General features: G+C 70.4%; 18 protein-coding genes and 9 pseudogenes. 18 read left to right on the forward strand and 9 right to left on the reverse strand.

Annotated features, from left to right (window positions below):
* Positions 1-188: pseudogene (locus ACZ7L0_RS42390) on the reverse strand (transposase); the annotation flags it as partial.
* 76 nt (positions 189-264) lie between these two features.
* Between ACZ7L0_RS42390 and ACZ7L0_RS42395 the strand changes: the two are divergent.
* A pseudogene (locus ACZ7L0_RS42395) lies at positions 265-1,101 on the forward strand (IS5 family transposase).
* A gap of 143 nt (positions 1,102-1,244) precedes the next feature.
* Here the strand turns inward: ACZ7L0_RS42395 and ACZ7L0_RS42400 are convergent.
* Positions 1,245-1,895: an HAD family hydrolase gene (locus ACZ7L0_RS42400; RefSeq protein ID WP_471247952.1), complete on the reverse strand. Its 651-nt coding sequence runs from the start codon at positions 1,893-1,895 to the stop codon at positions 1,245-1,247.
* 53 nt (positions 1,896-1,948) lie between these two features.
* Here ACZ7L0_RS42400 and ACZ7L0_RS42405 point away from each other — a divergent pair.
* The 4 genes and pseudogenes from ACZ7L0_RS42405 to dapE form a co-directional block, all read left to right on the forward strand.
* Positions 1,949-2,596 (forward strand): annotated as a pseudogene (locus ACZ7L0_RS42405) (transposase family protein); the annotation flags it as partial.
* Between the two features lie 33 nt (positions 2,597-2,629).
* Positions 2,630-3,532, forward strand: coding sequence for a helicase associated domain-containing protein (locus ACZ7L0_RS42410; protein ID WP_471247982.1), 903 nt, complete (start codon positions 2,630-2,632; stop codon positions 3,530-3,532).
* Between the two features lie 332 nt (positions 3,533-3,864).
* The gene (locus tag ACZ7L0_RS42415) at positions 3,865-5,319 is read left to right on the forward strand and encodes an amino acid permease (RefSeq protein ID WP_471247953.1); all 1,455 of its coding nucleotides are present in this window, start codon (positions 3,865-3,867) and stop codon (positions 5,317-5,319) included.
* On the forward strand, positions 5,316-6,371 hold the full coding sequence (gene dapE / locus ACZ7L0_RS42420; protein ID WP_471247954.1) for a succinyl-diaminopimelate desuccinylase: 1,056 nt from the start codon (positions 5,316-5,318) through the stop codon (positions 6,369-6,371). The genes ACZ7L0_RS42415 and dapE overlap by 4 nt, the downstream gene beginning before the upstream one ends.
* Here dapE and ACZ7L0_RS42425 read toward each other — a convergent pair.
* Positions 6,352-7,905, reverse strand: coding sequence for a PucR family transcriptional regulator (locus ACZ7L0_RS42425; protein ID WP_471247955.1), 1,554 nt, complete (start codon positions 7,903-7,905; stop codon positions 6,352-6,354). The two genes, dapE and ACZ7L0_RS42425, sit on opposite strands and share 20 nt — an antisense overlap.
* Before the next feature lie 102 nt (positions 7,906-8,007).
* Between ACZ7L0_RS42425 and ACZ7L0_RS42430 the strand changes: the two genes are divergently transcribed.
* The 3 genes from ACZ7L0_RS42430 (at position 8,008) to ACZ7L0_RS42440 (ending at position 10,430) form a co-directional block, all read left to right on the forward strand.
* Positions 8,008-8,763 carry a chorismate synthase gene (locus tag ACZ7L0_RS42430; protein ID WP_471247956.1) on the forward strand — a complete coding sequence of 252 codons (756 nt, stop codon included), beginning with the start codon at positions 8,008-8,010 and terminating at the stop codon, positions 8,761-8,763.
* Complete coding sequence (gene menC / locus ACZ7L0_RS42435; RefSeq protein ID WP_471247957.1) at positions 8,760-9,869, forward strand: o-succinylbenzoate synthase; 1,110 nt, start codon at positions 8,760-8,762, stop codon at positions 9,867-9,869. The genes ACZ7L0_RS42430 and menC overlap by 4 nt, the downstream gene beginning before the upstream one ends.
* Before the next feature lie 138 nt (positions 9,870-10,007).
* Positions 10,008-10,430: a TraR/DksA family transcriptional regulator gene (locus ACZ7L0_RS42440; protein WP_471247958.1), complete on the forward strand. Its 423-nt coding sequence runs from the start codon at positions 10,008-10,010 to the stop codon at positions 10,428-10,430.
* Between the two features lie 244 nt (positions 10,431-10,674).
* On the opposite strand, the pseudogene ACZ7L0_RS42445 reads toward ACZ7L0_RS42440, so the two are convergent.
* Positions 10,675-10,875: pseudogene (locus ACZ7L0_RS42445) on the reverse strand (PIG-L family deacetylase); the annotation flags it as partial.
* Between the two features lie 296 nt (positions 10,876-11,171).
* Here ACZ7L0_RS42445 and ACZ7L0_RS42450 point away from each other — a divergent pair.
* Positions 11,172-11,315 (forward strand): annotated as a pseudogene (locus ACZ7L0_RS42450) (IS256 family transposase); the annotation flags it as partial.
* Positions 11,312-11,669, forward strand: a pseudogene (locus tag ACZ7L0_RS42455) (GNAT family N-acetyltransferase); the annotation flags it as partial. The pseudogenes ACZ7L0_RS42450 and ACZ7L0_RS42455, both read left to right, overlap by 4 nt.
* 165 nt (positions 11,670-11,834) lie before the next feature.
* Here ACZ7L0_RS42455 and ACZ7L0_RS42460 read toward each other — a convergent pair.
* On the reverse strand, positions 11,835-12,572 hold the full coding sequence (locus tag ACZ7L0_RS42460; protein WP_471247959.1) for a TetR/AcrR family transcriptional regulator: 738 nt from the start codon (positions 12,570-12,572) through the stop codon (positions 11,835-11,837).
* Positions 12,573-12,708: 136 nt separating this feature from the next.
* Here ACZ7L0_RS42460 and ACZ7L0_RS42465 point away from each other — a divergent pair.
* The 4 genes and pseudogenes from ACZ7L0_RS42465 to ACZ7L0_RS42480 all read left to right on the forward strand — a co-directional run bounded on the left by ACZ7L0_RS42465 (position 12,709) and on the right by ACZ7L0_RS42480 (position 16,184).
* Positions 12,709-13,309 (forward strand): annotated as a pseudogene (locus ACZ7L0_RS42465) (NADPH-dependent FMN reductase).
* A gap of 30 nt (positions 13,310-13,339) precedes the next feature.
* Entirely contained in the window at positions 13,340-14,671 is a 1,332-nt protein-coding gene (locus ACZ7L0_RS42470; protein WP_471247960.1) for an MDR family MFS transporter, read from the forward strand.
* Positions 14,672-14,709: 38 nt separating this feature from the next.
* Entirely contained in the window at positions 14,710-14,916 is a 207-nt protein-coding gene (locus ACZ7L0_RS42475) for a hypothetical protein (protein WP_471247961.1), read from the forward strand.
* Positions 14,917-15,065: 149 nt separating this feature from the next.
* Entirely contained in the window at positions 15,066-16,184 is a 1,119-nt protein-coding gene (locus ACZ7L0_RS42480) for an NADH:flavin oxidoreductase (protein WP_471247962.1), read from the forward strand.
* 1,023 nt (positions 16,185-17,207) lie between these two features.
* Here the strand turns inward: ACZ7L0_RS42480 and ACZ7L0_RS42485 are convergent.
* Positions 17,208-17,443 (reverse strand): annotated as a pseudogene (locus ACZ7L0_RS42485) (DUF6192 family protein); the annotation flags it as partial.
* Here ACZ7L0_RS42485 and sufC point away from each other — a divergent pair.
* Positions 17,441-17,521, forward strand: a pseudogene (gene sufC, locus ACZ7L0_RS42490) (Fe-S cluster assembly ATPase SufC); the annotation flags it as partial. The pseudogenes ACZ7L0_RS42485 and sufC overlap by 3 nt on opposite strands.
* A gap of 355 nt (positions 17,522-17,876) precedes the next feature.
* Here the strand turns inward: sufC and ACZ7L0_RS42495 are convergent.
* From ACZ7L0_RS42495 to ACZ7L0_RS42505, 3 genes are all read right to left on the reverse strand, one after another.
* Positions 17,877-19,034 carry an epoxide hydrolase family protein gene (locus ACZ7L0_RS42495; RefSeq protein WP_471247963.1) on the reverse strand — a complete coding sequence of 386 codons (1,158 nt, stop codon included), beginning with the start codon at positions 19,032-19,034 and terminating at the stop codon, positions 17,877-17,879.
* A gap of 275 nt (positions 19,035-19,309) precedes the next feature.
* Positions 19,310-20,251, reverse strand: a complete 942-nt coding sequence (locus tag ACZ7L0_RS42500) for an MFS transporter (protein WP_471247964.1) — start codon at positions 20,249-20,251, stop codon at positions 19,310-19,312.
* Positions 20,252-20,298: 47 nt separating this feature from the next.
* Complete coding sequence (locus tag ACZ7L0_RS42505) at positions 20,299-20,886, reverse strand: TetR/AcrR family transcriptional regulator (protein WP_471247983.1); 588 nt, start codon at positions 20,884-20,886, stop codon at positions 20,299-20,301.
* 644 nt (positions 20,887-21,530) lie between these two features.
* Between ACZ7L0_RS42505 and ACZ7L0_RS42510 the strand changes: the two genes are divergently transcribed.
* From ACZ7L0_RS42510 to ACZ7L0_RS42520, 3 genes are all read left to right on the forward strand, one after another.
* Positions 21,531-22,442, forward strand: coding sequence for a helix-turn-helix domain-containing protein (locus ACZ7L0_RS42510; protein WP_471247965.1), 912 nt, complete (start codon positions 21,531-21,533; stop codon positions 22,440-22,442).
* A gap of 187 nt (positions 22,443-22,629) precedes the next feature.
* Entirely contained in the window at positions 22,630-23,601 is a 972-nt protein-coding gene (locus tag ACZ7L0_RS42515; RefSeq protein ID WP_471247966.1) for an SMP-30/gluconolactonase/LRE family protein, read from the forward strand.
* A gap of 273 nt (positions 23,602-23,874) precedes the next feature.
* Positions 23,875-24,915 carry a tyrosine-type recombinase/integrase gene (locus ACZ7L0_RS42520; RefSeq protein WP_471247967.1) on the forward strand — a complete coding sequence of 347 codons (1,041 nt, stop codon included), beginning with the start codon at positions 23,875-23,877 and terminating at the stop codon, positions 24,913-24,915.
* The last annotated feature ends 26 nt before the right edge of the window (positions 24,916-24,941 follow it).

Genomic DNA, 24,941 nt, shown 5'->3' on the forward strand with positions numbered 1-24,941 from the left:
GAAACACGGCGGCAGAGCCCGCCAGGCACAGCCCCTGACAAGGACGTAGATGATCGCCGCGAACACCGCCTCATCATCGATGTTGGCCACCCCCCGCCCTGCGGACGCACCCGCGCCGGCGGCAGCAAGGACCTCGCGATCTCCCACAAGCCGTCCGGCACGATCCATCTCCACCGCCCACTCCCCATGACCCGACCAACGACCAACTGACCATGTAGGACACGGTGTAAGACCGTGTCCTATGTGGTGATCGCTCGTTGGTCCGTGGGGCGGGGTACGTGGAGTTGGATTGTTCCGGACGGGCTGTGGGAGATCTCGAAGCCGCTCATCCCACCGTCGAAGGTGCGGCCGCAGGGCGGCGGAACGCAGGACACACCTGATGAGACGCTGTTCGCGGCGATCATCTACGTGCTGGTGAGCGGCTGTGCCTGGCGGGCTCTGCCGCCGTGTTTTGGGATATCGAAGTCAACGGCCCACCGCCGGTTCCTGATCTGGTCACGGGCCGGGGTCAGGGGTCGCCTGCACGAAGCCGTCCTGCACCGGCTCGACGACGCCGGCCTCATTGATGTCTCCCGCGTCGTCCTCGACTCCGCCCACGTGCGCGCTAAAAAGGGGGCGAACACACAGGTCTGAGCCCCGTGGACCGGGGCAAGCCGGGTTCCAAGATGCACATCCTGTCGGACGCGAACGGACTGCCCCTGGTCGTCGGCGTCTCCGCCGCCAACGTCCACGACAGCGAAGGCCTGAAGCCGATGGTGGCCGGTCACCAAACGAGACACGACCCCCACAACGGCCGCTACCTCAAGCCCCAACGCCTCCATACGGACAAGGCCTACGACATCCCCCACCTGCGGAAATGGCTACAAGGCAAACGCATCGGCGTGCATCGCCCGCAAGGGCATCGAGCCCAGCGAACGGTTGGGCCACCGTTGGGTGATCGAGCGCACGATCTCGTGGCTGTCCAGCTACCGCAGACTCAGCCCCCGCTACGAACGCAATCCCCGCAACCACCTGGCGTTTCTCGGCCTCGCCGCAGCTCTGTGCTGCTACAAGCGACTCCTCCCGCTGGCCCATAGGGCACGAGCATGCCCTCCGCTATAGCCGCGCAAGCCAGGTCGCGATCTCGTCCACCATCGCAGGGTCAACATGTCCTGGCCGCGCGTACTCAGCCGACATGGGTCGGCCTCTACACGCGCAGCTGGCTGCAGGTCCTCCATTATCGTTCCGGCCGGCGTTGCAGGTGACTACCACTCCGCAACGAGTGTCGGCAGTTTGCGCATGTCGTGGAAGACGGTGGTGTTGGGACCTTCAAGCCGTTCAGCCGGGGTGAGCCCGCCAGCATAGCCGAAAGATCGCATGCCGGCGGCGCGGGCGGCGAGGACGCCCGGCTGGCTGTCTTCGACCACCACGCAGGCGTCGGGATCGACGCCCATCTGTCGGGCGGCGTGCAGGAACAGGTCCGGGGCGGGCTTGCCGCGGGAAACGTCAGTGGCGCTGAAGATGCGGCCCGCGAAGCGTTCGTAGAGTCCGGTGCGGCCAAGGGTATGCCGCATCTTGTCGTGGGAGCCGCTGGAGGCGACACAGGTCGGCAGGGTCAGTGCGTCGAGGGCTTCCGGCAGGCCCTCGACTGGGGCGAGCTCGGCGTCCACGGCCTCGCGATGAAGCTGCTCGAACCTGTACGACCAGGTGGCGGCTACGTCTTTGCCGAGCTGAGCCGCGACCTGTTCACGGATGGCCGCGTGTGAGCGCCCGATGAACCTGTCCACGACCTCGTCCTCAGTCAGCGGCCAACCCAACTCAGCTCCCAGGGCGACCTGCACGCGTGCGGCGATGCGCTCGCTGTCGACCAGCACGCCGTCGCAGTCGAATATGACGAGTTCGATGGGCTTAATCATCCCCGCAGCATAAAGGGTGTTGCACAAGGCTGTGAGCTGGGCATCTTCTAGGTATGGCCGCGGTGTTACGTGCTGAGCGGGTGTGGGTGGAGGCGTTCACGGGGCTGCGGATGACGCAGTTTTCCGGTCTGTTGAGGGTGGCGCGGAAGCGGGGCGGCGATGGCACATTGCGCGGCCGACCGTGATCTTTGCCGCTTGCCGAGCGAGTCCTGATGGTGGCGGTGTATTACCGAACGAACCTCACGATGCGGCAGATGGCCCGTTGTTCGGACTCTCCTCGTCCACCGTATGCCGTGTGATCCAGCGGCTGGGACCGCTGCTCGCCCCTCGAGCCCGTCTCCCGCTCCGTCGACGCTCCGGACCGGGTATGGATCGTGGACGGCACCCTGGTCCCGGTCCGTGACCGTGGCGTGGGCGCCTCTTCGCGTAACTACCGGTTCTCAGCGAACGTGCAGGTCATTGTGGAGGCGGAGACCCGTCTCGTGGTGGCGGCCGCCCGGCCTGTGCCTGGCAACACCGCGGACGCGAGGGCATGGCGGGACTCAGGTCTGGCCGAGCATTGCCACGGTGTGACCGTGCTCGGCGACGGTGCCTATATCAACACCGGTCTGATCGTCCCGCATCGCAAACGCCCCGGACGAGCGCTGCTGAAGGGCGAGGAAGAGGACAACGCGGCCCACGGCAAGGTCCGCGCACGTGTCGCTGGTGATCCGCGGGTGCCGTTCACGTACCGCGTGCCCGGCCGCGACGACAAGGCGGTGGAGGCCGAGGGGTGGCCGGCCACGCTCGCCAGGTTCCCACTAGGGCAATGGATCGCCGACGCCAGAAGGTTCTACGCCCGCGGCGACATGGACACCGACCGCATCGCGCAGCTGGAGAAGCTGGGCATGGTCTGGTCACACTACGACGTCGCCTGGGAAGAAGGCCTCGCCGCAGCCCGCGGATGGGCCGCCGAAGCGGACCACCTCCTAGCCCCCACGGACGCCACCTACAAGGGTTACCGCGTAGGGCTGTTTCTGAAGAACGCGCGGGCGGCCGCCCGGCGAGCGGCCGTGAACGAGCAGCGGCGAGCCGAAGGCCTGCCCGTTCAATCCGCGGCTGGCGCACTGCCGGAGGAACGGCGCGAGCAGCTGGACGACATCGACCCCGCCTGGTGCCCCGCCTGGCCGGTGGACTGGCAACGCTGCTTCCACCTCACCCGGCAGCACCTGCAAGCCGGCGGCACGCTGCCCACGTCGCCGGGCATGGTCGTGCACCAGGGCGAAGACCTCGGACGATGGGTACGCTCCGTCCGCCTCGGCTGGAGCGTCCTCACAGGCGCCCAGCAGTGGCTGTGCGAGCACATCCTCGGGATCGAGCCCGCAGCTGAGGACGAGAAACCGGCGCCGCGGCGCAGCCAGGCCGACAAATGGGCGCTCAACCTCGCCGCCGCCACCCAGTACTACCAACGCGAAGGACACCTCCGCGTGCCGAGGAAGCACATCGAACAGATCAGCGGCGGTGGCGCCGGAGAAGGCGACCAAGAGGTCCGGGAGGTGAAGCTGGGGGCATGGATCAGCAACCAGAGATCCAGAGCCGCGACGCTCACGCCCGAGCGCGTCGAACAGCTCTCCGCCATCGGCATGCGCTGGACGTAACCCAGACGTACGCAGTACCCGCGGCGCCCCCGGAGCGTATGCATGGCGTACATACCGCGTACATGGCCCGCATCCAGTTCGTAGCGCGATGGCCCTGGGCCGCGACCCGGGCGTGACCGTCCTGGCCGGGAAGGCCCGTACGGCATCACCCGGGCCCTAGCCCCCAGGCACCGCACCCGGCACACCCCCGGCCACCACCCCTTTGCTCACTCGGCCAATCGACCACCCGCACCTTTGGCCGATCCGTACACCCGACCACCCCACCCCCCTCCGCATCATCGAGGGCCAGACAACGCCCGAAGACAACGCCCGAAGGCGGAGGGAGCGGTGGGATGGGGAACGTTGGGATCCGGCCGGAGGCCAGACCACAGGGAACACGGACACGTCGGCTCACCCGGCGGCAGCCGGTGCAGCGCCTCGTCGGTGAGGCCGCCGGCAGTCCGCTCAGGCGGACCATGGGCGTGGCCCAGCTGACGCTGCTCAGCGTGGGGGCCACTCTCGGCACGGGCATCTTCGTGGTGCTCGGCCAGGCGGTGCCGCAGGCGGGACCGGCCATCGTCGTCTCCTTCGTGCTGGCCGGCGTCACCGCCCTGTTCTCGGCGCTTTCGTACGCCGAGCTGGCCGGCATGATCCCTGGCTCCGGCTCCTCGTACAGCTACGCCTACGCCACCCTCGGCGAGCTGGTCGCCTGGGTGTGCGGGTGGTGCCTGATCCTGGAGTACGGGGTGTCCGTGGCCGCCGTCGCCGTCGGCTGGGGCCAGTACGTCAACGAGTTACTCCAGCTCAACTTCGGGGTCACCCTTCCCGACTCGCTCAGCGCGCCGCCCGGTGCCGGCGGCACCCTGAACGTCCCGGCCGCCCTCATCGTCGTACTCGCCATGGTCGTCCTGCTGCGCGGGGCCAAGGAGAGCGCGGTCGCCAACACCGTCATGGTCGCCGTCAAGATCGCGGCCCTCATCCTGTTCTGCGCCGTCGCCTTCACCGCCTTCCACGCCGGGAACTTCCGCCCTCTCTTCCCTCTCGGCGCCGCCGGCATGAGCGCCGGAGCGGCCTCGCTCTTCTTCTCCTACATCGGGTTCGACGCCGCCTCCACCGCAGGTGAAGAGGCACGCAACCCCCAAAGAGACCTGCCGCGCGCCATCATCGTGTCCCTCGTCCTGGTCACCGCCCTGTACGTGCTCGTCGCCGTCGCCGCGCTCGGTGCCATGCCGTGGAAGCAGTTTGCGGGGACCGAGGCCACGCTCAGCGAGGTGCTCGTACGGTCCGTAGGGGGCGGGAACCTGTGGCCGATCCTGTTGTCCGTCGGCGCGGTCGTCGCCACCACCAGCGTGGTGCTCACCGTGCAGTACGGGCAGATCCGCATCCTGTTCGCGATGGCCCGGGACGGGCTCGTGCCCCCGCTGTTCGCCAAGGTGCATCCCCGCACCGGCGTGCCCCGCGCCAACACCGTGATCGTTTCGGCGTTCATCGCCGTCCTCGCCGCCCTCGTCCCGCTCGGCAGCCTCGCCGACGCCACCAGCATCGGCACTCTCTTCGCGTTCATGCTGGTCAACCTGGCGGTCGTACTACTGCGTCGGCGCAATCCCGACACCCCGCGTTCCTTCCGGGTGCCGCTCTCGCCCGTCACGCCCCTGCTCGGCGTCGGGTTCTGCGTCTACATGCTGGGCAGTCTGGGCGCCGGCACCTGGATCGCCTTCGGCGCGTGGATGGCCGCCGGGCTGGTGATCTACGGCCTCTACGGCATCCGGCACTCCAAGCTCGACCAGCCCCGGGAAGACCCCGCATGAGCACCCTCGACCTCACCGCCGACGTCGTCACCCTCACCCGCGCCCTTGTCGACCTCCCCTCCGAGAGCGGGCGGGAGGCCGTCATCGCGGACGTCGTCCACACCGCCCTGCACACCCTGCCCCACCTCACCGTCGACCGGGTCGGCAACTCCGTCGTCGCCCGCACCCACCTCGGCCGTCCCGAACGCTCCCTGATCGCCGGGCACCTGGACACCGTCCCGGCCGCCGGGAACCTACCCTCGCGGCTCGCCGACGGCCGTGTGCACGGGCTCGGCGCCTGCGACATGAAGGGCGGGGTGGCCGTCGCCCTGCGATTGGCGGCCACCGTGTCCGCGCCCGTCCGTGATCTCACGTACGTCTTCTACGAGTGCGAGGAGGTGGAAGGGGACAGGAACGGGCTCGCCCGCATCAGCACCGAGCGGCCCGACCTGCTCGCGGACGCCTCACTCGCCGTCCTCATGGAGCCCTCCGACGCCGGCGTGGAGGCCGGCTGCCAGGGCATCCTCACCGCCGACATCGTGGTCAAAGGCGCCCGCGCCCACACCGCCCGCGCCTGGCAGGGCGTCAACGCCGCCCACAAGGCCGCCCGGGTCCTGCGGCGGCTCGACGAGCACCAGCCGGAGCGGGTCGTCGTCGACGGGCTGGAGTACCGGGAGGGGCTCAGCGCCGTCGTCGTACGGGCCGGGGTCGCCGGGAACGTCGTACCCGACGAGTGCGTCGTCACCGTCAACTGCCGCTTTGCACCGAGCCGTTCACCCGAGGATGCGGAGGCGTACGTGCGCTCCCTCTTCCCGGAGTACGAGGTTCGTGTCACGGAAGTCGTCGCGGGCGCCCTGCCTCACCTGGACCGGGTCGGCGGGCTCGTCGCCGCGCTCGGTGCCCAGCCGCGGCCCAAGCTCGGCTGGACGGACGTCGCCCGGTTCGCCGCCCTGGGCGTGCCCGCGCTCAACTACGGTCCCGGGGACCCGTCCCTCGCCCACACCGCCGGGGAGTACGTCCCCGTGGAGCACCTTGAGCACTGCGAGAGCAGGCTCAGGGCGTGGCTGAGCTGAGACCCGCCAGCACCCTCAACTGCAGCCACAGCACCAGCCGCTTGTCGGGGTCGTCCAGGTCCACCCCGACGTGCTGCTGGAGCTGCTTGAGACGGTAGCGGCAGGTGTTGGGGTGCACGGCGAGGAGTTTCGCCGCACCCGCCATGTCACAGCTCGCGTCGAACCAGCAGACCAGTGTGCGCGCGTACTCCGTGCCGTGCGCGGCGTCGTACGCCAGCACCCGCCGCCACACTCCCGCGCTCAACTCCCGCCGTGCGCCCATCACTTCGGCCAGCCGCAGCAGTGTCACCCGGTGCCGCACCTCGTCCACGGTGGCCACCGGCAGGTCGGCGTCCAGCACCCGCAGCACCAGGTCCGCGTCCGCCCGCGAGTCCGCCAGCGCCGCCGCGTCTGGCACGACCTCGCCGAGCGCCGCCCGCACCGGCGCCCGCAGCGCCTGCCCGGCCCGCGCCACGATGTCCTCTGCGAGTTTTCCGTGCCGCTCGCCCGGCCCGGGCAGTACCGCGTACACCACCCCGTCCACCAGCACCCCCGCGTGCCGGCCGTAGCGCGCCTCGCACTGCAGCCGTACGACGTCCAGCAGGCGCAGCGTCGTGCGCTCGGCGTCCGGGACGCTCGCGGCGGAGTCCAGCACGAAGGCCACCACCCGGGCCGGCCAGGCCAGGCCCAGGCGTTCGCCCGCTGTCTGCGCATCCGCCGCCGTGCCGTCCAGCAGGCGGCGCAGCAGCTCGTTGCCCCGGTGCCGAGCCAGTTCTCGGGCCGCGCGGGCCCGCAGCAGGAGCAGGGCGGCCGTGGAGGCGCCCTGGGCGAGGGTGTCCTCGGCGTCCGGGGCGAGCGAGCCGGCGTCGATCACCCACACCGAGCCGAGCGTCTCCCCGCCGGCCCTGACCGGCATCGCCAGCCGGGGCAGGTCCCCGTCGCACAGCGCGGGCAGGCGGAGCGGGCGGTCGGCGGCGAACAGCCGGCGGTACTGCCCGGTGTTCTCCGCGCTGGCCGGCACCTGGCGGCCGAGGATGCTCTGCCGGCGGTCCTCGTCCACCGGCTGGCCGGGGACGGTGGAGTAGGCGAGGATCCGCTGCCGGGGATCCTCGACGGCGGTGGCCCCGCCGGTGGCCGTCGCGATCGCGTCGGCCAGCGCGAACAGGTCGCCGAGCCCGCTGTCGGAGGCCGCTGCGGTGGGCCGTGCGGCGATGGCCGAGGCCAGCAGCAGATGCACCTGGTGCCAGGCTGCGTCCTCCGCGACGGACAGCAGCGCCACGCCGTGCGCCTCCGCCTGCTCGACCGGTCCGTCGGCGCCGCGCACCACCACCCCGGTCAGCCCGGCCTGAATCGCCGACCGCAGCAGCGGCCCGGATTCCGCCGCCGGCACGCCGACCGCCAGCAGCAGCGCGCCGGGCAGCGGGGGGAGCGGGGTGCGGCCGTCGTAGAGCACCACCTCGGTGACCGGTACGGCCTGCCCGGCGGGGGCCGTGTGCAGGCGCAGGGCGGGGCCGCCGACCACGTCCAGGAGATCACCGAGGGTGCAGACGTCCATGAGGGGTTCCCGACGGGCTGTTGGCGGATGGTGAAACGAACGTTCGCATGCCTTGGCCGCTTGCACAACACGCGGGGGATCGGCTCCTTCGAGACTCGTGCCATGAGAGCAGGAGTCACCATCCGTACCGTCCACGACGTCTCCGGGCTCGGGGCCGTGGCCGACTACTTCAGCGACGTCTGGCAGACCCCCCGCACCGCCCCGCCCTACCCGGCCGAGGTCCTGCGCAGCCTGGTGCACGCCGGCGGCGCGGTCCACGCCGCGTACGACGGGCAGCGGCTCGCCGGCGCGTCCGTCGCCGTCCTCGGCGCCGAGCGCAGCACGTACTCACTGGTGGCCGCCGCCGACCGGGGGCTCGGGCACGCCGTGAAACTGGCCCAGCGGGACTGGGCGGCCGGGCTCGGCGCCCGCACCATGCGCTGGACCTTCGACCCGCTGGTCGGCCGCAACGCCCGCTTCAACCTGGTCAAGCTGGGCGCCGCCGGCACGGAGTACCTGGTCGACTTCTACGGCCCCATGACCGACGGCATGAACGACGGCGACGAGAGCGACCGGCTGACGGTGACGTGGGACCTGGACACCGCGCGGAGCGGGGAGGAGTCCGTGCCCCACGCCGGCGCCCCCGTCACCCACACCGCACCCGACGGCGACCCCCTCGCCCGCCGCGACGAACGGCACCTGTGGTGCCGGGTGCCCGAGGACATCGTCAAGCTGCGCGCCGCCGACCCGGCGCTGGCGCTGCGCTGGCGGCACGCGGTGCGCGAGGTGCTGCTGACGGCCTTCATGCGCGGCTTCCGGGCCACCGGGATGTCCCGCGACGGCTGGTACACGCTCACCCGGACGGAGGGACCCGCGTGAAGCTCGAACGCGTCGAGATCGTGCACGTCGCGATCCCGCTGGTCACCCCGTTCCGTACGTCCTTCGGGACCATGACGACGAAGGACTCCTTCCTCCTGCACGTCGTCACCGACTGCGCCGAGGGCTGGTCGGAGTTCGCCGCCGACCCCGAGCCGCTGTACTGCTCGGAGTTCGTCGCCGGCGCCGAGATCGTGCTGCACGACTTCCTGATCCCCCGCGTGGCGGCGCTGGGAGAAGTCACGGCCGCCGCCCTCGCCCCGGCCCTGGCGAAGATCAAGGGCCACGAGCTGGCGAAGGCGGCCCTGGAGACCGCCCTGCTGGACGCCGAGCTGCGCTCATACGGCATGCCGCTCGCCGTGTATCTCGGCGCGGTACGGGACCGGGTGCCCGCCGGGGTGTCGGTCGGCATCAAGAACTCGGTGCCCGAGCTGCTGGACGACGTCGAGCGCTACCTCGCCGAGGGCTATGTCCGCATCAAGCTGAAGATCGAGCCCGGCTGGGACGTCGAGCCGGTCCGCGCGGTTCGCGAGCGCTTCGGTGCCGGCCTCCCGCTCCAGGTCGACGCCAACACCGCGTACACCCTCGCGGACGCCGAGCATCTGCGACGCCTCGATGACTTCGGGCTGCTGCTGATCGAGGAGCCGCTGGAGGAGAACAACCTGCACGCCCACGCCCAGCTGCAGCAACGGCTGCGCACCCCCGTCTGCCTGGACGAGTCCCTGCACCACGCCCGCGACACCGCCGCCGCCATCGCGATGGACGCCTGCCGGGTGGTGAACGTCAAGCCCGCCCGGGTCGGCGGCTATCTGGAGGCCCGCCGCGTCCACGACGTGGCGCACGCGCACGGGGTCCCGGTGTGGTGCGGCGGCATGCTGGAGACGGGCATCGGCCGCGCCCCCAACCTCGCCCTCGCAGCCCTCCCCGGCTTCACCCTCCCCGGCGACACCTCCGCCTCGTCCCGCTACTTCGCCGAGGACATCACCGAGCCCTTCGTCCTGCACGATGGCCACCTCCCGGTCCCGACCACCCCCGGAATCGGCATCGAGCCCCTCCCGGAGGCCCTACGCCGCTTCACCCGGGAGCGACGGGACCTGTACGCGGCATGAAATACAGGAGGCGGTCACGTGAGATCCGAGTCCGTACTCTCTCCGGGCAACTCGGCCATGCGTGATCGCCTGGCTGGGAAAGCGCTGACGCCTCCTCTCCAGGGGGAATCGGGAACCGTGAATCAGCGTTGCCGCAGCATGGGAGACGCACCCCGGTACGGCCAGGACGGGCCCGGCTCGTCCGCCTTCTCGGCCGCCCGCGCACGCCTTGCGGTCGACCGCGCCGACACCCTTGCTCGGGCGGCCGCGCTGAGCCGCGACTTCGACGGGATCGTCGCGGCGAACGCCCTGATCGCGATAGACGATGAGCACGACCCCGAAGGGGGCACCACCGCTTTCGAGCGGGCCCACGTTGCTGCCCTGATGGCGCAGACGCGCGAGCACCTGGAAGAACTGGACCGGGCACTGCAACGACTCGAACGGGGACAGTACGGGGAGTGCGAAGGCTGTGGCGGGACGATTCCGCCCGAACGCCTGGAGGTCCGTCCGGCGGCGACCACCTGTGTCCGCTGCGCCGGGTCCGGCCCACGCAGGGGCGGCCCGGCCCGTCGTACGGCATGAACGGGGCCAGGGTCCCGGGTCCGACCCTCGCCGCGCCCTGACACCGGCCAGTGTCCTGCAGTCACAGAGCGATCGTCCGGGCGGTCCCGCCAGCCATAGGCCCAGCGCCGTGTCGGTGGCGAGCCGGCACCCGCGGCGAGCACGGCTCGGCCCGGCTGCGGGTGCGTGGACAAGCCTTCGGGTGCGTGACCCGCTCGATCGCGCCGTGTGGTCGATGAGCTTTCCGGCCCGTCGGACGGGCGGATCAGCGCAGTCCGGCGAAGAGATCGTTCTCAGGTACGGCCGCGCCGGTGGCGTCCTGGACACGTACGAAGGTCTCCACGCCCATCAACTCGCCGAACCGCTCCTTGCCCATCTTGAGGAAGAAGATGTTCTCGCCCTGACTGGCGTGCGCGGCCAACGCGTCGAACTTCTGACCGATGAACGCGGTGGTGTCCACCCACGTGCGCCGCGCGCGGCCGCGGCACGACACCCCGGTGAGCCCGTCGAGGTGCTGCACGGCCTCACGCGGCACAGCAGGTCGGCGTCGAGGTCCTGGCACTGGAGGTACGCGGCGAGGATGCCGACCAAGAAGGGTCGCCTTCGATGACGTCGTCGGCGAGGTCGTCCTGCGCACCGGTATAGGTGTCCAGGGTGTGCCAGCCGGTGACCTCGTCGCGTGCCGTTCACCTACCGCGTCCCCGAAGCGCGAATGCCCGTTACGGCCATCACACCATCCTGCTCACCGTGATCGGCTTCCTGGTCGCTGTGTGCTTCAAACTCGTCGAGTCCGCCCAGCAGCGGTGACGGGCCGTGAACGCTCCCCACCTTGTCGCCCTCGGCCAGGCAGGTGCCCGCTTCGAACGCGGCCAGCTCGTCGAACGCCCCGAGGCGGTCGCGGCGTGAGCACCCTCGCGGCCCAGGCCATCAGCACCAGCAGGCTGGACCTGCTGCCACTGCACCTCGAGCACACCGAGGGGATGGCCGCGGTGCTGTCCGATCCGGCCCTGCACCTGCGCATGATCGCGGGCTCTCCCGATCCGACCGTGTCCTGGCTGAACTGGGTGATCCAGCTTCGTGACGAGTCCTGCCTGACGGGCACCGTTCAGGCGACGGTCAGCCCCTCCGGCCATGGCCGAGATCGCCTGGGTGGGGGGGACTCCATGGCAAGGCAAAGGCATCGCCATCGAAGCAGCCCGGGAACTCGTCGCCTGGCTCGGCCAGCAGCCGGTGCACACCGTCATCGCCCACATCCACCCCAGCTGATGTACTGCGATGTCAACTCAGAATGTCATTTCCCCCACCGCCTCAAAGTACGGTGAACCCATTTTGCGGATTCCGGTACGGACAAGCGAAAGCCCGCTACATGTAATTTTTCTGTAGCGGGCTTTCGTTTTTTCTCAGTGTGCTGTTCGAGAGATGTGGTCAGACCGGCAGACGGGCCGCGATGCCGTCGAGGACACAGTCCAGGCCGGTCTCGAACTGCCACAGCAGATCGTCCTTGCGGTGGGCCTCGCCGATGTAGCGCGCGTACATCGGGAAGCGGCCGGTGCTCATGAGCCAGGCCATCTGGGAGGCGAGTCCCGAGCGGGCCTCCTCGCGGCTGGCCCAGCCGCGCACGCGCAGCAGCTGCGTCAGGCCGACCTCCGAGTCGACGGCGCCGTGCACATACGCGGTGACGGTGCTGTAGACCGCCATCGCCGTGTCCGCGTCGAGCCCGAGACCGTCGAGCGCGGCCAGCGCGGCCTCCGGTACGGCCAGCTGGTTCGGGGTTGGCGCGCACGAGGTCGCCCGGGTCACCCACGAGTGTCGCAGCAGCACCTCCCGGATCCGCAAGGCCAGCGTGCGCATGGTCGTGCGCCAGCCCTGCGTTCCGTCCGGCAGGTCCAGTTCGCCGTAGACGAAGTCAACCATCAGCTCCAGGAGCTCGTCCTTGCCGGTGACGTAGCGGTACGCGGCCATGGGTGCCACGCCGAGCTCGGTAGCCAGGCGTCGCATGGTGACGGCGTCCAGTCCCTCGGCGTCGGCGACATCCACCGCGGCCTTGGCGATCCGCTGCGGGGTGAGCGTGTTGCGGGGGGCCGGTGCCGGGCGCTCGAGGCGTTCCCACACGCAGACGTGGTCCCGTTCCTCGGTCTGTGGCTGTCTCTGCTGGGCGGCCATCGCCTGGGTTCCTTCCCGCCGGACGGTGTGCTGCGTACAGCGTATCAACAGTAGACAACGTACACACAGATGTGTACGTTGTACGCATCAGATACGGCGTACACACGCGCGACGTGCACATCCGGAGGTGCTTTCCATGGCTGACATGACCGGCGGCCCGCTGCGGACCGCGGTGATCATCGGCAGTACGCGGGACGGGCGGTTCGGTCCGGTCGTCGCCGACTGGATCACCGCCCACATCGCCCAGCGCGAGGACATGACGGCCGACTTGGTCGACCTGGTCGAGACGCCGCTGCCGACCGTCTTCCCCGCCTACGGTCGGCCCCCCCTCCGACGAGGTCGCGGCCCAACTCGGCGCGGTGTCACCGCGACTCGCCGAGGCCGAAGCCTTCGTGATCGTCACCCCGGAGTACAACCACAGCTTCCCGGCGCCGCTGAAGAACGCCATCGACTGGCACAACGAGCAGTGGCACGCCAAGCCGGTCGGCTTCGTCTCCTACGGCGGCCTCGCCGGCGGCCTGCGCGCCGTCGAGCAGCTCCGCGTGGTCCTCGCGGAACTGCACGCGGTCACCATCCGCAACACCGTCAGCTTCCACAACTACGGCGAGATCTTCGGCGCGGACGGCAAACCGGCCGACCCTGGCTGCGACGCCGCTGCCAAGGCCCTGCTCGACCAGCTCACCTGGTGGGCGCACGCCCTGCGGGACGCCCGGCGTGTCCGCCCGTACGCCGTCTGACGGCCCGCCACTCGCGACCTGGGGGCAGCGATGAACGACCGCCCGACACCCACTCCCGCACCCGACCGGCCTGCCTTACCCCGGCTCGGCGTCTTCGGACTGATGCTCGGCATCTTCCTGGCGACGCTCGACGGACAGATCGTCAGCACCGCCCTGCCCACGATCGTGGGCGATCTCGGCGGCCTGGACCACTTCTCCTGGTCGGTGACGGCGTACCTGCTCACCATGGCCGCCGCCACCCCCCTGTGGGGCAAGCTCGGCGACCTCTACGGCCGTGAGGGCGCCTACACCAACTCCGTGCTGCTCTTCCTGACCGGGACGGTGCTGTGCAGCATGGCGCAGACCATGGGGCAGCTCATCGCCTTCCGGGCCGTCCAGGGCCTCGGCGCGGGCGGCCTGATGGTCGGGGCGCTCACGGTCATCGGTGTGCTGGTGCCCCCGCAGGAGCGCGGTCGCATCCAGTCGATGGTGGGCGTCATGCTGCCGGTGTCGTTCGTCGGCGGCCCCCTGCTCGGCGGATTCATCACCGACTACATGGACTGGCGCTGGACGTTCTACGTCAACGTCCCCATCGGCGGCGTCGCCCTGCTGGCTGTCGCCAAGGGTGTACGACTGTCGACACACCGCGTCACGGGACGGGTCGACTACCTCGGCGCGAGCCTGCTGACCACCGGCATCCTGGCCCTCACCCTCCTCGCCGGCTGGGCCGGCACCACCTACGCGTGGACGTCCTGGCAGATCGCGACGCTCGCGGTCGTGGTCGTGCTGAGCCTCGCCTGGTTCGTCCGCGTGGAACAGCGCGCCGCCGAACCCATCACGCCGCCGCGGCTGTTCACCAGCCGGGAGTTCACACTCGCCCAAGTCCTCAGCTTCCTGGTCGGCGCGATCGTGGTGTCCGTCATCAACTACCTGCCGCAGTACACGCAGTTCGTCCAGGGTGCCTCGCCCACGGTCAGCGGCATGCTGATCCTGCCGCTGATGCTCGGCATGCTGACGGCTCAGCTGACCACCGGGCAGCTGATGGACCGCGGGGGCCTGGAGCGTGCCGTGCCGCTCACCGGCGGCGCCCTCACCATCGTCGGCGCGCTGCTGCTGCTCCTGCTCGGCACGCACACCCCGCTCGCCGCGGCCTCGGCACTGACCCTCGTCGTCGGAGTCGGTGTCGGGATCGTCATGCAGAGCACCCTGCTCACCACGATGAACAACGCCGCCCCGCGCGACATGGGCGCCGCGACCGGCACCGTCACCCTGGTGCGTACGATCGGCGGGTCCCTCGGTGTCGCCGTCCTCGGAGCCGTGCACAGCAGCCGCATGGCCGACGTCCTGGCCGGGCGGCTCGGCTCAGCCGCCAGGAGCGGCTGACCGCCGGCGGCGAGCTGACCCCCGCCCTGCTGAAGGACATGTCCGCCCGTGTGCGCAACACCGTCGAGGACGCCTTCAGCAGCGGACTGCACGGTGTCGTGGCCGGCGCGGCCGTGCTGTCCGTGATCACGTTCGCCACCGCGTGGTTCATCCGAGCGACACCGGCCGCCGACCCGGCGACGGCGGCGGCCGTCACCGCAAGCGCCCCGGAGACGGACTCCGTCCGCACTCCGCCCGCGGACTGAGCGCGGGCCGGGCCACGCCCGGGCGCCCCGGCTCCGGGCGGCCCCACCCGCACCCATGCCGCACCAACCATCCGAGCTGCCGACCGCACGGGCGTGAATTCCAATCCCCCGACACCGTGCGGTCGGCTCCCTACCGAAGGCAGACACTGATGCCCACGAATCCGGTCGAGCGTGCCAAGGACATCCTGGTCCGTCCCTTCTCCCTGGGAGGCCTCAGCCTGCCCAACCGTGTCGTCATGGCGCCGATGACGCGCGAGTTCTCCCCCGGCGGCGTCCCGGGCGACAACGTGGCGCGCTACTACGCCCGGCGGGCGGCCGGCGGCGTCGGCCTGATCATCACGGAGGGCACGTACGTCGGCCACGACTCGGCGGGCAACAGTGCCCGGGTCCCGCACTTCTACGGCGACGACGCGCTGGCCAGCTGGTCCGCGGTGGCCGACGCGGTCCACCGGGAGGGCGGCAGGATCATGCCGCAGCTGTGGCACGTCGGCATGGACCGCACTGTCGGCAACCCGCCGGTGCCCGACGCCCCGCGGATCGGCCCCTCCGGCATCGCGCTGGACGGCACGCAGTCGGGCCACGCGATGCCCCAGGCCGACATCGACAACGTGGTCGCCGCCTATGCCTCCGCTGCGGCCGCGGCGGAGGCCCTGGGCTTCGACGGCGTCGAGATCCACGGCGGACACGGCTACCTCATCGACCAGTTCCTGTGGTCCCACACCAACCGGCGCACCGACGGCTACGGCGGTGACGTCGCCGGCCGTACCCGCTTCGCCGCCGAGATCGTCGCCGCCTGCCGGGCAGCCGTGTCCGACGAGTTCCCGATCTCCTTCCGGTTCTCCCAGTGGAAGGTGAACCACTACCAGGCCCGGATCGCCGAGACCCCGCAGGAACTGGAGACTCTCCTCGGCCTGCTGGCGGAGGCGGGCGCCGATGTCTTCCACTGCTCCACCCGCCGCTTCCACCTTCCCGAGTTCGAGGGCTCCGACCTCAACCTCGCCGGCTGGGCGAAGAAGGTCTCCGGCAAGCCCGCCATCAGCGTCGGCTCGGTCGGACTGAGCAACGAGTTCCTCCAGATGTTCCAGGGTGAGCAGGCCCGCGTCACGGACATCGAGAAGCTGCTCGACCGCATGGAGCGCGACGAGTTCGACCTGGTGGCGGTGGGCCGGGCCCTCCTGGGCGACCCCGAGTGGCTGGCGAAGGTCCTCTCCGGGCGCCACGACGAGCTCAACCCCTTCCACGTGGGTCTCGTCGGCAGGCTCGACTGAGCCGTACGACCCGGCGGTCCCAGCGGGTCGTACACCCGCTCGACCGGGAGCCCGACAAGCCCCGTCGCCCAGTCCGGCCGCCGGAGCGACGGGCCACGGCCCGCAGATGTGCACGTAAGTCCGGTGTGCCGGAGCCGCCAACGTGCTTCCCTAACCGGGAAGTCTGGACGACACAAGGTGAACCCTCGTTTGTTGTCACACAGGCAGGCTTGCTGTCGCCGTGGCCGAGGCTGCATGCGTTGGACTTGAACAGCTGAACGCCGATGCCAATGAAGCTGGTTGAGGCGGTCAGGGGTTGTCAGTGTCTGGTGGCAGGATCACTGGTTCAAGGTCATCCCCCAAGGACGTACGCGACCGCTGGCTCGCCAAGCTGAAGAACGCCCGCCGCCCGTCCGGCAGCCTGGCCCTGCCGGCGATCGCCACCACGGCGTTGTCACGTTGTTGGGTGCGTGATTGCCTGACGGCGCGTCGGGGCAGGGTGGGCTCGGGAGCCGGGCCTGTGGTCAGGCCGTGGTGGGCCGGTCGGCAGCGCCGGTGATCTGGTCCCAGAACAGCCAGACCGGGAACGGGTCGCCGCCACAGGGCAGGGGTCGACCTGGAGACGGGCGACGCCGCCGCACACGGAAAAACTTCTGCACCCATCTGTGACATCATGGCGTCGTGACGTCATGATAGGGCCTTCATCTGGGGTTTTCTATCCCAGCATCAGTAGCGGACGTGGTAGATCGGCTCACACCAGCGGCCAGCCGTGGAACCGCGCGGCCAGGTCCCACGCCTCAGCGGTCGCGGCGGCCGAGGCGAAGAACGGTCCTTCCATCTGAAGGAGGCGGGAGGCCAGGGATTCGGGCCTGGCCCTGACGCAAAAGGGACTCGTTCGAGGACGTCACGAATATGTTGTGCCAGGTGCCAGCGCCATGCTTGGGGTTCCCACCCTGGCCGAGCCGACCGCGCTTGCCACCCGCCACGATCCCGACTGAACAGCTTCTCCAGCTCGGCCAGGGACAAGGCCGCGCTGGACGCGATGGCGGAATCAGGAAACGCGTGGCAGGCCGTGACCAAGTCGAGGAACTCGTCCGTGCGGTCGATGTTCCTGACCGCCGGCGCGACCGGACTGCTGCGTTCGAAGTTCTCGCGGGCTTGTCGGGTCCGCTCGTCTGGGCATGATTGACCCGGAAGCGGGCCGTGTCGTCGCTCATCGCCTTGAACGCGACGTCCGGACGGCGCATCAGCCCCGTCGCCGCCTTCACCGCGACCGACTCGCCATCCTCGACGAGACCGACTCCGGCCTGGACGTGGACGCGCTGCGCATCGTCTCCGAGGGCGGCCGCAGACACCGTCCCCGGATCGTGTCCGTTCGGTCGCCGTGATGGCGGAGAGGTGCTGAGCTACCCCGCCAGTCCAGGCGGGGAAACCGGCTCCGGGCGCGGAGGCGAGGTCGGCCTCGGCGGCGGTGATGGACACACCCGAACGCAAGGCATGGTGTGCGGTGCCGGCGACGGCCGTTGCCGGCTTTTCCGTCGTAGCGTCGACGCAGGTGTCGGCGGCAACCAGTTTTGGCAGGTGTAGTTGCCGAAGTCGCGGACTTCTTCGCCACGCACGATGTCGGTGACCCCGTACCCGGCTGGGACAGTCCCTCGCAGGGCTGAACGCGTCGTCCAGTGGCCGGCCGTCTGATGGGGTCGGCCACCTCGATCAGGAGGCTGACGGCAGAGGGGAGCGGCGGTGGGCGCGGAAGAACTCGGTGATGTCGTGGGCCAGCAGGGCGGGTTCTTCGTGGGCGGCGAAGTGTCCGCCGCGGGGCATGTGCGTGTAGCGCGTGATGTCGTAGGTGCGCTCGGCCCAGCTGCGTGGCGGCCGGCTCAGGTCGGCTGGGAACAGCGCGACGGCCGTGGGAACGCTCACCCGCTCCACACGTCGGGTCAGGCCGTGGGCGTACTCGTAGTAGGGGCGGAAGGAGGTGGAGATCGTTCCGGTGAACCAGTAGAGGGATGCTTGGGTGAGGAGGAAGTCGTCGCTGAAGCGCGAGGACAGGTCGCCGCCGCAGTCGCTCCACGCACGGTACTTCTCGACGAGCCAGGAGAGCAGGCCGGCGGGGGAGTCGGCCAGGCCCTGGCTCAGGGTGAGGGGGCGGGTGCTCTGCTGCTGCAGGTAGGCGCCCTCCTGGGCCTGCCAGACCGCCACGGATTCGAGGTGGGCCTGCTCCTGCGGGGTGAGGGTGGCCGGGTCGTAGGCGGCCGGGGCGGCCACAGCCAGCAGGTGGATGCCGACGAGCGCCTCGGGGTGGGCCTCGGCGAGCCGCGAGGTGACGCCGGCGCCCAGGTCTCCGCCGTGCGCCGCGTACCGCTCGAAGCCTAGTTCGTCGTGCATGAGCCGGTGCCAGAGGTGGTGGGTCTGCTCCGCGTCGGTGAGCTCGGGCCGCTGGGGTGAGAACGCGAAGCCGGGCAGTGAGGGCACGATCACGGTGAAGGCGTCCTCGGCGGCTCCTCCGTACCGGGACGGGGCGGCCAACCGGTCGGCGAGGGCGGTCAGTTCGAGGAAGGAGCTGGGCCAGCCGTGGGTGACGACGATGGGCAGCGCGTTTGGGTGTTCGCCGTCGAAGCGGAGGTAGTGGACCGGTGTTCCGCCGAGGTCGGCCAGGTGTGAGGGGAGGGCGTTGATGGCTGCCTCGTGGGCTCGCCAGTCGTAATCGCCGGCCCAGTACGCGGCGAGGCGCCGGAGTTCCGCCGTGTCGACGCCGGCCTCCCAGCCGTCGACCGGCCAGGGCTCGGCCCACCGGGTGCGCTCCAACCGGGCGCGGAGTTCGGCCAGTTCGGCGTCACTGACCGTGATCATGGGCGGACTGCTCGGCATGAGTGCTCCTTGGTGTGCTCAGGGTCTCGGCATGGCGGGAGTGGCAGTGGGGTCCGGCGCGTGTGAAGCCGGCGGGCGGGGGCGGGGGCGGGCGGCGCCCGCGAGGGGCACGGCCGCGGCCATGAGGACCGTGACGACGAGCAGGGCGTGCGCGAGTCCGGTCTGGTCGGCGAGGAACCCGATCAGGGGAGGGCCGCCGACGAAGCCGCAGTATCCGATCGAGGTGATGACACCGACCCGGTGGGCGGCACCGACGGGTTCGTCGGCACCGGCGCTCAGGGTGACGGGGAAGCCGAGCGCCGCACCTGCTCCCCACAGCAGTGCACCGATGAAGACCGTCGACGTTTCGGGCCGAGCGCGAACAGGGCGCCACCGCCGGCGGTGGCGGCGGCTGCCGCCCGCAGAGCTACGGGCCTGCCCAGCCGGTCGACGATCGCCGACCCGAGCCAGCGGCTCAGCGTGACTGCGGTGAGGAACGCGGCATAGGCCAGGGTTCCGACCGTAGCCGTGGTGTGGTGACGGTCCATGACGGTGAGGCTGATCCAGTTGCTCCCCGCCCCCTCCGCCGTCGTGAAGGCCAGCGCGAGGCTACCGATGGCGACCGTGCGAGGGTCGCGCCACAGGGTAGGTCCCCGGCGGTTGGCCGTCGCCGGCGGCGCACCGGTCCTGCGAGAGGCGGACTCGGGAAGGAAATGCCGGGCGGCCGCAGGCGTCACGAGGGCGATGAGCAGGGCGATCCCGCCGATGTGGAGACTCACGGGAACCCGCCACGCGTTCATCAGCGCACCCAGACAGGCACCGGCGACCGTACCGAGACTGAACCCGGCGAAGAAGCGGGGCATGACCGACCGGCCGAGGCGTCGTTCGACGGCCGCGGCGTGGACGGTCACCGCGACGTCCCAGAGACCTGTCGACATGCCCAGCAGCCCGAGCCCGGCCACCAGCAGCGGCGTCCAGAGGGCGTACCCGAGCGCCACGGCACCGAGACCGACACCGACCAGGAGGGCCACAGCGGTGATGGCCCGGCGGGGCCCGACACGTGTGACGACCGCCCCGGCCAGCGGCGACACCACGACACCGCCCACGGCGATCACGAGGAACAGGAGCCCCAGTGATGCCGGGTCCAAGTCCATCCGTGTGCGTATCTGCGGCAGCCGGGAGGCCCACGTCGACCCGGCGAGTCCCAGGTTGGCGAAGACCGCGTGCGTCGACCTCACCGCGGCTGCGGTATCTCGCCGCCGCTGGTCACGAGCCGCAAGCGCGTTCACGCTCCCCATCCGGTGAGCGGGGCGAGGGCCTGCTCGATCGCCGCCCGCGTCCCCTCCCGCGGCTCCGGCTCCGTCGTGAGAAGCGCATGCATGATCAGCCCTTCCAGCAGGGCGTCCAGACGGCCGGCTGTCTTCGGCCCGGTGAAGCGGGCCAGGACGTCCCGGCTGTCCCTGGTCCACTGCTGTGTCAGCGCCCGCAAAGCGGGATCGCGCAGAGCCGCCAGGTGCAGCTCGAAGCCCAGGACCGCGCTGCGCCGCCGGGAGGGTCCCCCCTGCACCAGGTCCACCAGGACCTCGACCAGGTCCTCGCGCGACCTCACCTTTGTGAAGAGGCCCTCGAACTCCGCGGTCTGCTGTTCCACGTACCAGGCGAACGCCTGTGCCTGGAGCTCGGCCAGGCTCGAAAAGTGGTAGGTGACCGACCCCAGCGGCACATCCGCGCGTGCGGCGACCTTTCGGTGCGTGATGCCGGCTGCCCCGTCCGTCACGAGCACATCGAGAGCGGCGTCGAGAATGCGCGTCCTGCGCTCCGGATCATGCCGACGCGCCCGCCGCCCCCCGTCCGCCGTGGTGCCGGCAGGCAGGTGTTCATGCTCACCGCCGACCGCTCCGCTTCCGGCCGGGCCGCCGGAGGCGTCCCTTCCGGGAGGTTCCATCCTGTCCATAGGAACAAACGTACACTACGTAAGGAACAGATGTACGCACCTGCCTGGCGAGATCATCGCGGAGCGCCCGTGACGGCGGAAACAGTCGGTGAGCTGGAACGGTTCTTCCGCCTGGGGTGGGTCTGGCGAGGGCGAAGCGCCGGCCGGCGACCCGGATCGCGTTGTGCGGTGGGGCGGCTGGGTACGGGCGGCTGACCACAGCAGGCGCTGGCGGCCGTTCTCGCGGATCAGGCTGCGGCAGTCCGACTCCGGGGGACCGGCCGCCGGACGGTGAGCCGTCTGGCGGCCGACGGGTTCACCGTCGTGGTCGGTACCTGGACCTGAGCTTCGAGACCCTGTACGGGCTACCTCAACGACGACGTCAGCCGCCGTGCCACCGTGGGGCCCGCCCGCGACCTGTGCGGGCTGCCCGTCTGGCCGCCCGGCTGACCGCAGCCCCGCTCACCGTCTGTCCGCAGGAACACCGCGAGGGCGAAGGCGAGAGCGACCGCGAGCCACGCCCCGCGCTGCCTGGCCATGACAGGGGATGGCTGGTCCCGCAGCGGCACACCACACTGTGAGTCATGAACGGAAAGCGGCCCCTTGGGGAGTTCCTGCAGAAACGCCGGTCGCAGGTGCGGCCGGAGGAGGTGGGGCTCGCCACGTACGGGGAGATGCGTCGGGTACCCGGCCTGCGTCGCGAGGAGTTGGCGCTCCTGGCCGGTGTCAGCTCCTCGTATTACACCAGGCTCGAGCAGGGACGCTCGTCGAACGCCTCCCCGGAGGTTCTCGAAGCCATCGCCCGCGCCCTGGACCTGGACGAGGCCGAGCGCCTGCACCTGCACGATCTCGCCGCGGCGCAGCGCCGACCGGTGAGGCCGCGCCGCGTGCCGCCCGAGCAGGTGGCGGCGTCGGTGCGCCAACTGGTGTCGGCCCTGGACGACGTGCCGGTTGTCGTCCTCGGCCAGCGGTGTGACGTCCTGGCCTGGAACCGTTCGGGACACCTGTTGTTCGCAGGGCATCTCGACCCCGAAAGTCCGGACCGGTCCGCAGACCGGCCGAACATGGCGGAGCTGGTGTTCTGCGACGGGCATACCCGGGATCTGTACGCGGACTGGCAGCAGAAGGCACGTGACGTGGTGGGTACCCTGCGCCTCGCGGCCGGACGTCATCCGGACGATCCCAAAATGGCCTCACTCATCGGGCGCCTCATGCTGAGAAGCGAGGAGTTCGAATCGCTGTGGAGCGACCACCGGGTCCGTGCCTGTCCCGTCGCCGTGTACACCATGCGGCATCCGCTGGTGGGTTCGATCGAGGTGACCCAGCAGACCCTCCAAGCCGAACTGGACCAGCGGGTCGTCATGGTCACCGCGCCACCCGGCTCGGCCTCTGCTCACGCGCTCGCCCTTCTCGCCCGCACCGCCCATTCCGGTCGGCACGGCGCTCGGGCCGCCCAGCCCACGACGTGGCACCAGGCAGTCCACAGCGAGAGCTGAGACGCCGGCCGTCCGCGCGCTTTTCCCTTCCCCCTCCCCCTCCCCCTCCCACCCCCGCTCCTTAGCCTCCGCTGCCCGCGCGCTGCCCCGCTGCCGGACACCTTTCTGATCCGGCGCTCCATCGGCGTGCGCGGAAACACCTCCAGTCCGCATGTCGCACCGGCATGCCCAAAGACCAGAAGGACGCATGAAGAAAAGACTCATCGGCTCCGTCGTCGCCGCTGTGGCCGGCCTCTCCCTCACGACGGTCGCCGCGGCGACTCCCGGGCCGGCCGGCGCCGCAGCCCTGTCCCGGGCCCGGGTGGTCGCCCACTTCGACCTGGCCAAGGGCCAGATGCCGGAGAACGCCCGCATCGAACCGAACGGCTCCGTGGACGTGACCTTCGCCGCCGCCCGCCAGGTGGCGCGCATCGACCGGCACGGCGCGACGCACGTCCTGGCAACCCTGCCCGCCCCCTCCGACGGCGGCGTCCACACCCCGGTGCTCGGCTTCCCCCTGACCACCGGCCTGGTCCGCGCCGACGACGGAACCCTCTCCTTCCTCTACGCCACCGGCACCGCGGACCTGACCGGCCTGTGGCGGCTGAAGCCGGGACACACGACGCCGGAACGCATCGCCACCCTCCCGGCCGACGGCCTGCCCAACGGCCTGGCCTTCGACCCCCGTTCGCGCGCCTTCTACATCACGGACTCGGTCCTCGGCACCGTATGGTCCGTCCCCGCGAACGGCGGACGGGCGACGGCCTGGTCGACCGCACCGCAACTCGCCGCCCAGGGCTTCCTCGGAGCCAACGGCGCACGCGTGCACGAGGACGCCCTGTGGGTGACCAACCTCGACCAGGGCACCGTGATGAGCCTTCCCCTCCGCGGCCACGGCGCGGGCACACCGACCGTCCGGGCGAGGGGCCTGGAGGGCATCGACGACTTCGCCTTCACCGGCCGCGGCGACGAGATCCTCGCCGCTCTCAACGGGCCCGGCAAGGTCGTGCGCATCGCGGCCGACGGCACGAGCACCACCGTCCTGGACGCCTCCGACGGACTGCAGAACCCCACCTCGGTGGCGGTCCGCGGCAAGGACGTCTACGTGCCCAGCGCCGCCTACGTCACCGCCGCCGACCCCAACCTGCTCCACGCCCGCCTGCACAGTCACGGCCGCTGACCCGCCGACAGCCGCAAGGAGACCCCTTCATGAACAGCATCACACTCGGTGACGTGGAAGTCGTCCGGGTCGAGGAAATGCACGGCCCGGCCGGCATGACACCGGAACAGTTCTCCCCCGGCTCACCGCAGCCCCTGTGGGACGGACAGCGCCCGCTGCTGGTCCCCGACTTCCTGGACCCGGACACCAACGTCTGCGAAGTCGCCGTGCAGACCAGGGTCCTGCGAAGCCAGGGCCGGACCAGGACCAAGTGCCCGCTCACGAACCGAGGCCGTGCTGATCGAGGATCTCACCACCGGAGAGATCACGGACGTGTCCCTGACGGAGGACGATGCGTTCTGGGCCTGGGCGATTATCGAAACACTCTGGCATACCGGCATCCGCCGCGAAGAGCTCACGGAGATTACCCACCTCGCGCTGGTGTCCTACCGGCTGGCCGACACCGGAGAACTCGTCCCGCTCCTCCAGATCTTGCCCTCGAAGACCAACCAGGAACGCCTACTGCTGGTCAGCCCCGAACTCGCCAGCGTCCTGGCCACCGTCATCACGCGCGTCCGCAATGCCAACGGCGGCAAGATCCCTCTGGTCAGCCAGTACGACAGCCATGAACGCGTCTTCGGGCCGAGGCTGCCGCACCTGTTCCAGCGCCGTGCCCGAGGCCACCGCACAGAGGTCATCAGCCACGGAACCATCCAGGACATCCTCGACCGTGCTCTCGACCGGACAGGGCTCCGGGACGCATCTGGTGAGCCGCTGAGGTTCACGCCACACGACTTCCGCAGGATGTTCGCGACCGAAGCAGTCACCGGTGGTCTACCGGTCCACATCGCGGCCCGACTCCTGGGACACGAAAACCTGTCCACCACCCAGGCATACCTTGCTGTCTTCCTGGACGACCTCCTCCGCTCCTACCGGTCCTTCCTCGACCAGCGGCGCAGCCTTCGCCCCGAGGCTGAGTATCGGGACCCGACGGATGAGGAATGGCGCGAGTTCCAACAGCACTTCGCGCTGCGGAAGGTCGAGTTGGGCAACTGCGGGCGCCCATACGGAACCCCTTGCAAGCACGAGCACGCCTGCGTTCGCTGCCCGATGCTGCGGATCGACCCCGGCCAGCGGAAGCGACTGATCGAGATCATCCACAGCCTCACTGACCGCATCAAGGAGGCCAAGCTCTACGGCTGGCTCGGTGAAGCAGAAGGGCTCCAGGTCAGTCTCCAAGCCGCCAGCAAGAAGCTGGCCGCGATGGACCAGACCCGGGCCCGGAGCAAGGCCCCGGTCACTGACCTGGGCATTCCTCAGATCAGACAACCTTGAAAACCACGCGAGATACGGCCGCAGCC

It is taken from the genome of Streptomyces sp. NPDC039424, from assembly GCF_055639495.1.

Coding starts and splice junctions, on each gene's coding strand:
- ACZ7L0_RS42440 (WP_471247958.1), top strand. CDS start 10,008: ATGGGAGACGCACCCCGGTACGGCCAGGACGGGCCCGGCTCGTCCGCC.
- ACZ7L0_RS42475 (WP_471247961.1), top strand. CDS start 14,710: ATGTCCGCCCGTGTGCGCAACACCGTCGAGGACGCCTTCAGCAGCGGA.
- ACZ7L0_RS42510 (WP_471247965.1), top strand. CDS start 21,531: ATGAACGGAAAGCGGCCCCTTGGGGAGTTCCTGCAGAAACGCCGGTCG.
- ACZ7L0_RS42430 (WP_471247956.1), top strand. CDS start 8,008: ATGAGAGCAGGAGTCACCATCCGTACCGTCCACGACGTCTCCGGGCTC.
- ACZ7L0_RS42460 (WP_471247959.1), bottom strand. CDS start 12,572: ATGGCCGCCCAGCAGAGACAGCCACAGACCGAGGAACGGGACCACGTC.
- ACZ7L0_RS42415 (WP_471247953.1), top strand. CDS start 3,865: ATGGGGAACGTTGGGATCCGGCCGGAGGCCAGACCACAGGGAACACGG.
- ACZ7L0_RS42425 (WP_471247955.1), bottom strand. CDS start 7,905: ATGGACGTCTGCACCCTCGGTGATCTCCTGGACGTGGTCGGCGGCCCC.
- ACZ7L0_RS42400 (WP_471247952.1), bottom strand. CDS start 1,895: ATGATTAAGCCCATCGAACTCGTCATATTCGACTGCGACGGCGTGCTG.
- ACZ7L0_RS42495 (WP_471247963.1), bottom strand. CDS start 19,034: ATGCCGAGCAGTCCGCCCATGATCACGGTCAGTGACGCCGAACTGGCC.
- ACZ7L0_RS42470 (WP_471247960.1), top strand. CDS start 13,340: ATGAACGACCGCCCGACACCCACTCCCGCACCCGACCGGCCTGCCTTA.
- ACZ7L0_RS42480 (WP_471247962.1), top strand. CDS start 15,066: ATGCCCACGAATCCGGTCGAGCGTGCCAAGGACATCCTGGTCCGTCCC.
- dapE (WP_471247954.1), top strand. CDS start 5,316: ATGAGCACCCTCGACCTCACCGCCGACGTCGTCACCCTCACCCGCGCC.
- ACZ7L0_RS42515 (WP_471247966.1), top strand. CDS start 22,630: ATGAAGAAAAGACTCATCGGCTCCGTCGTCGCCGCTGTGGCCGGCCTC.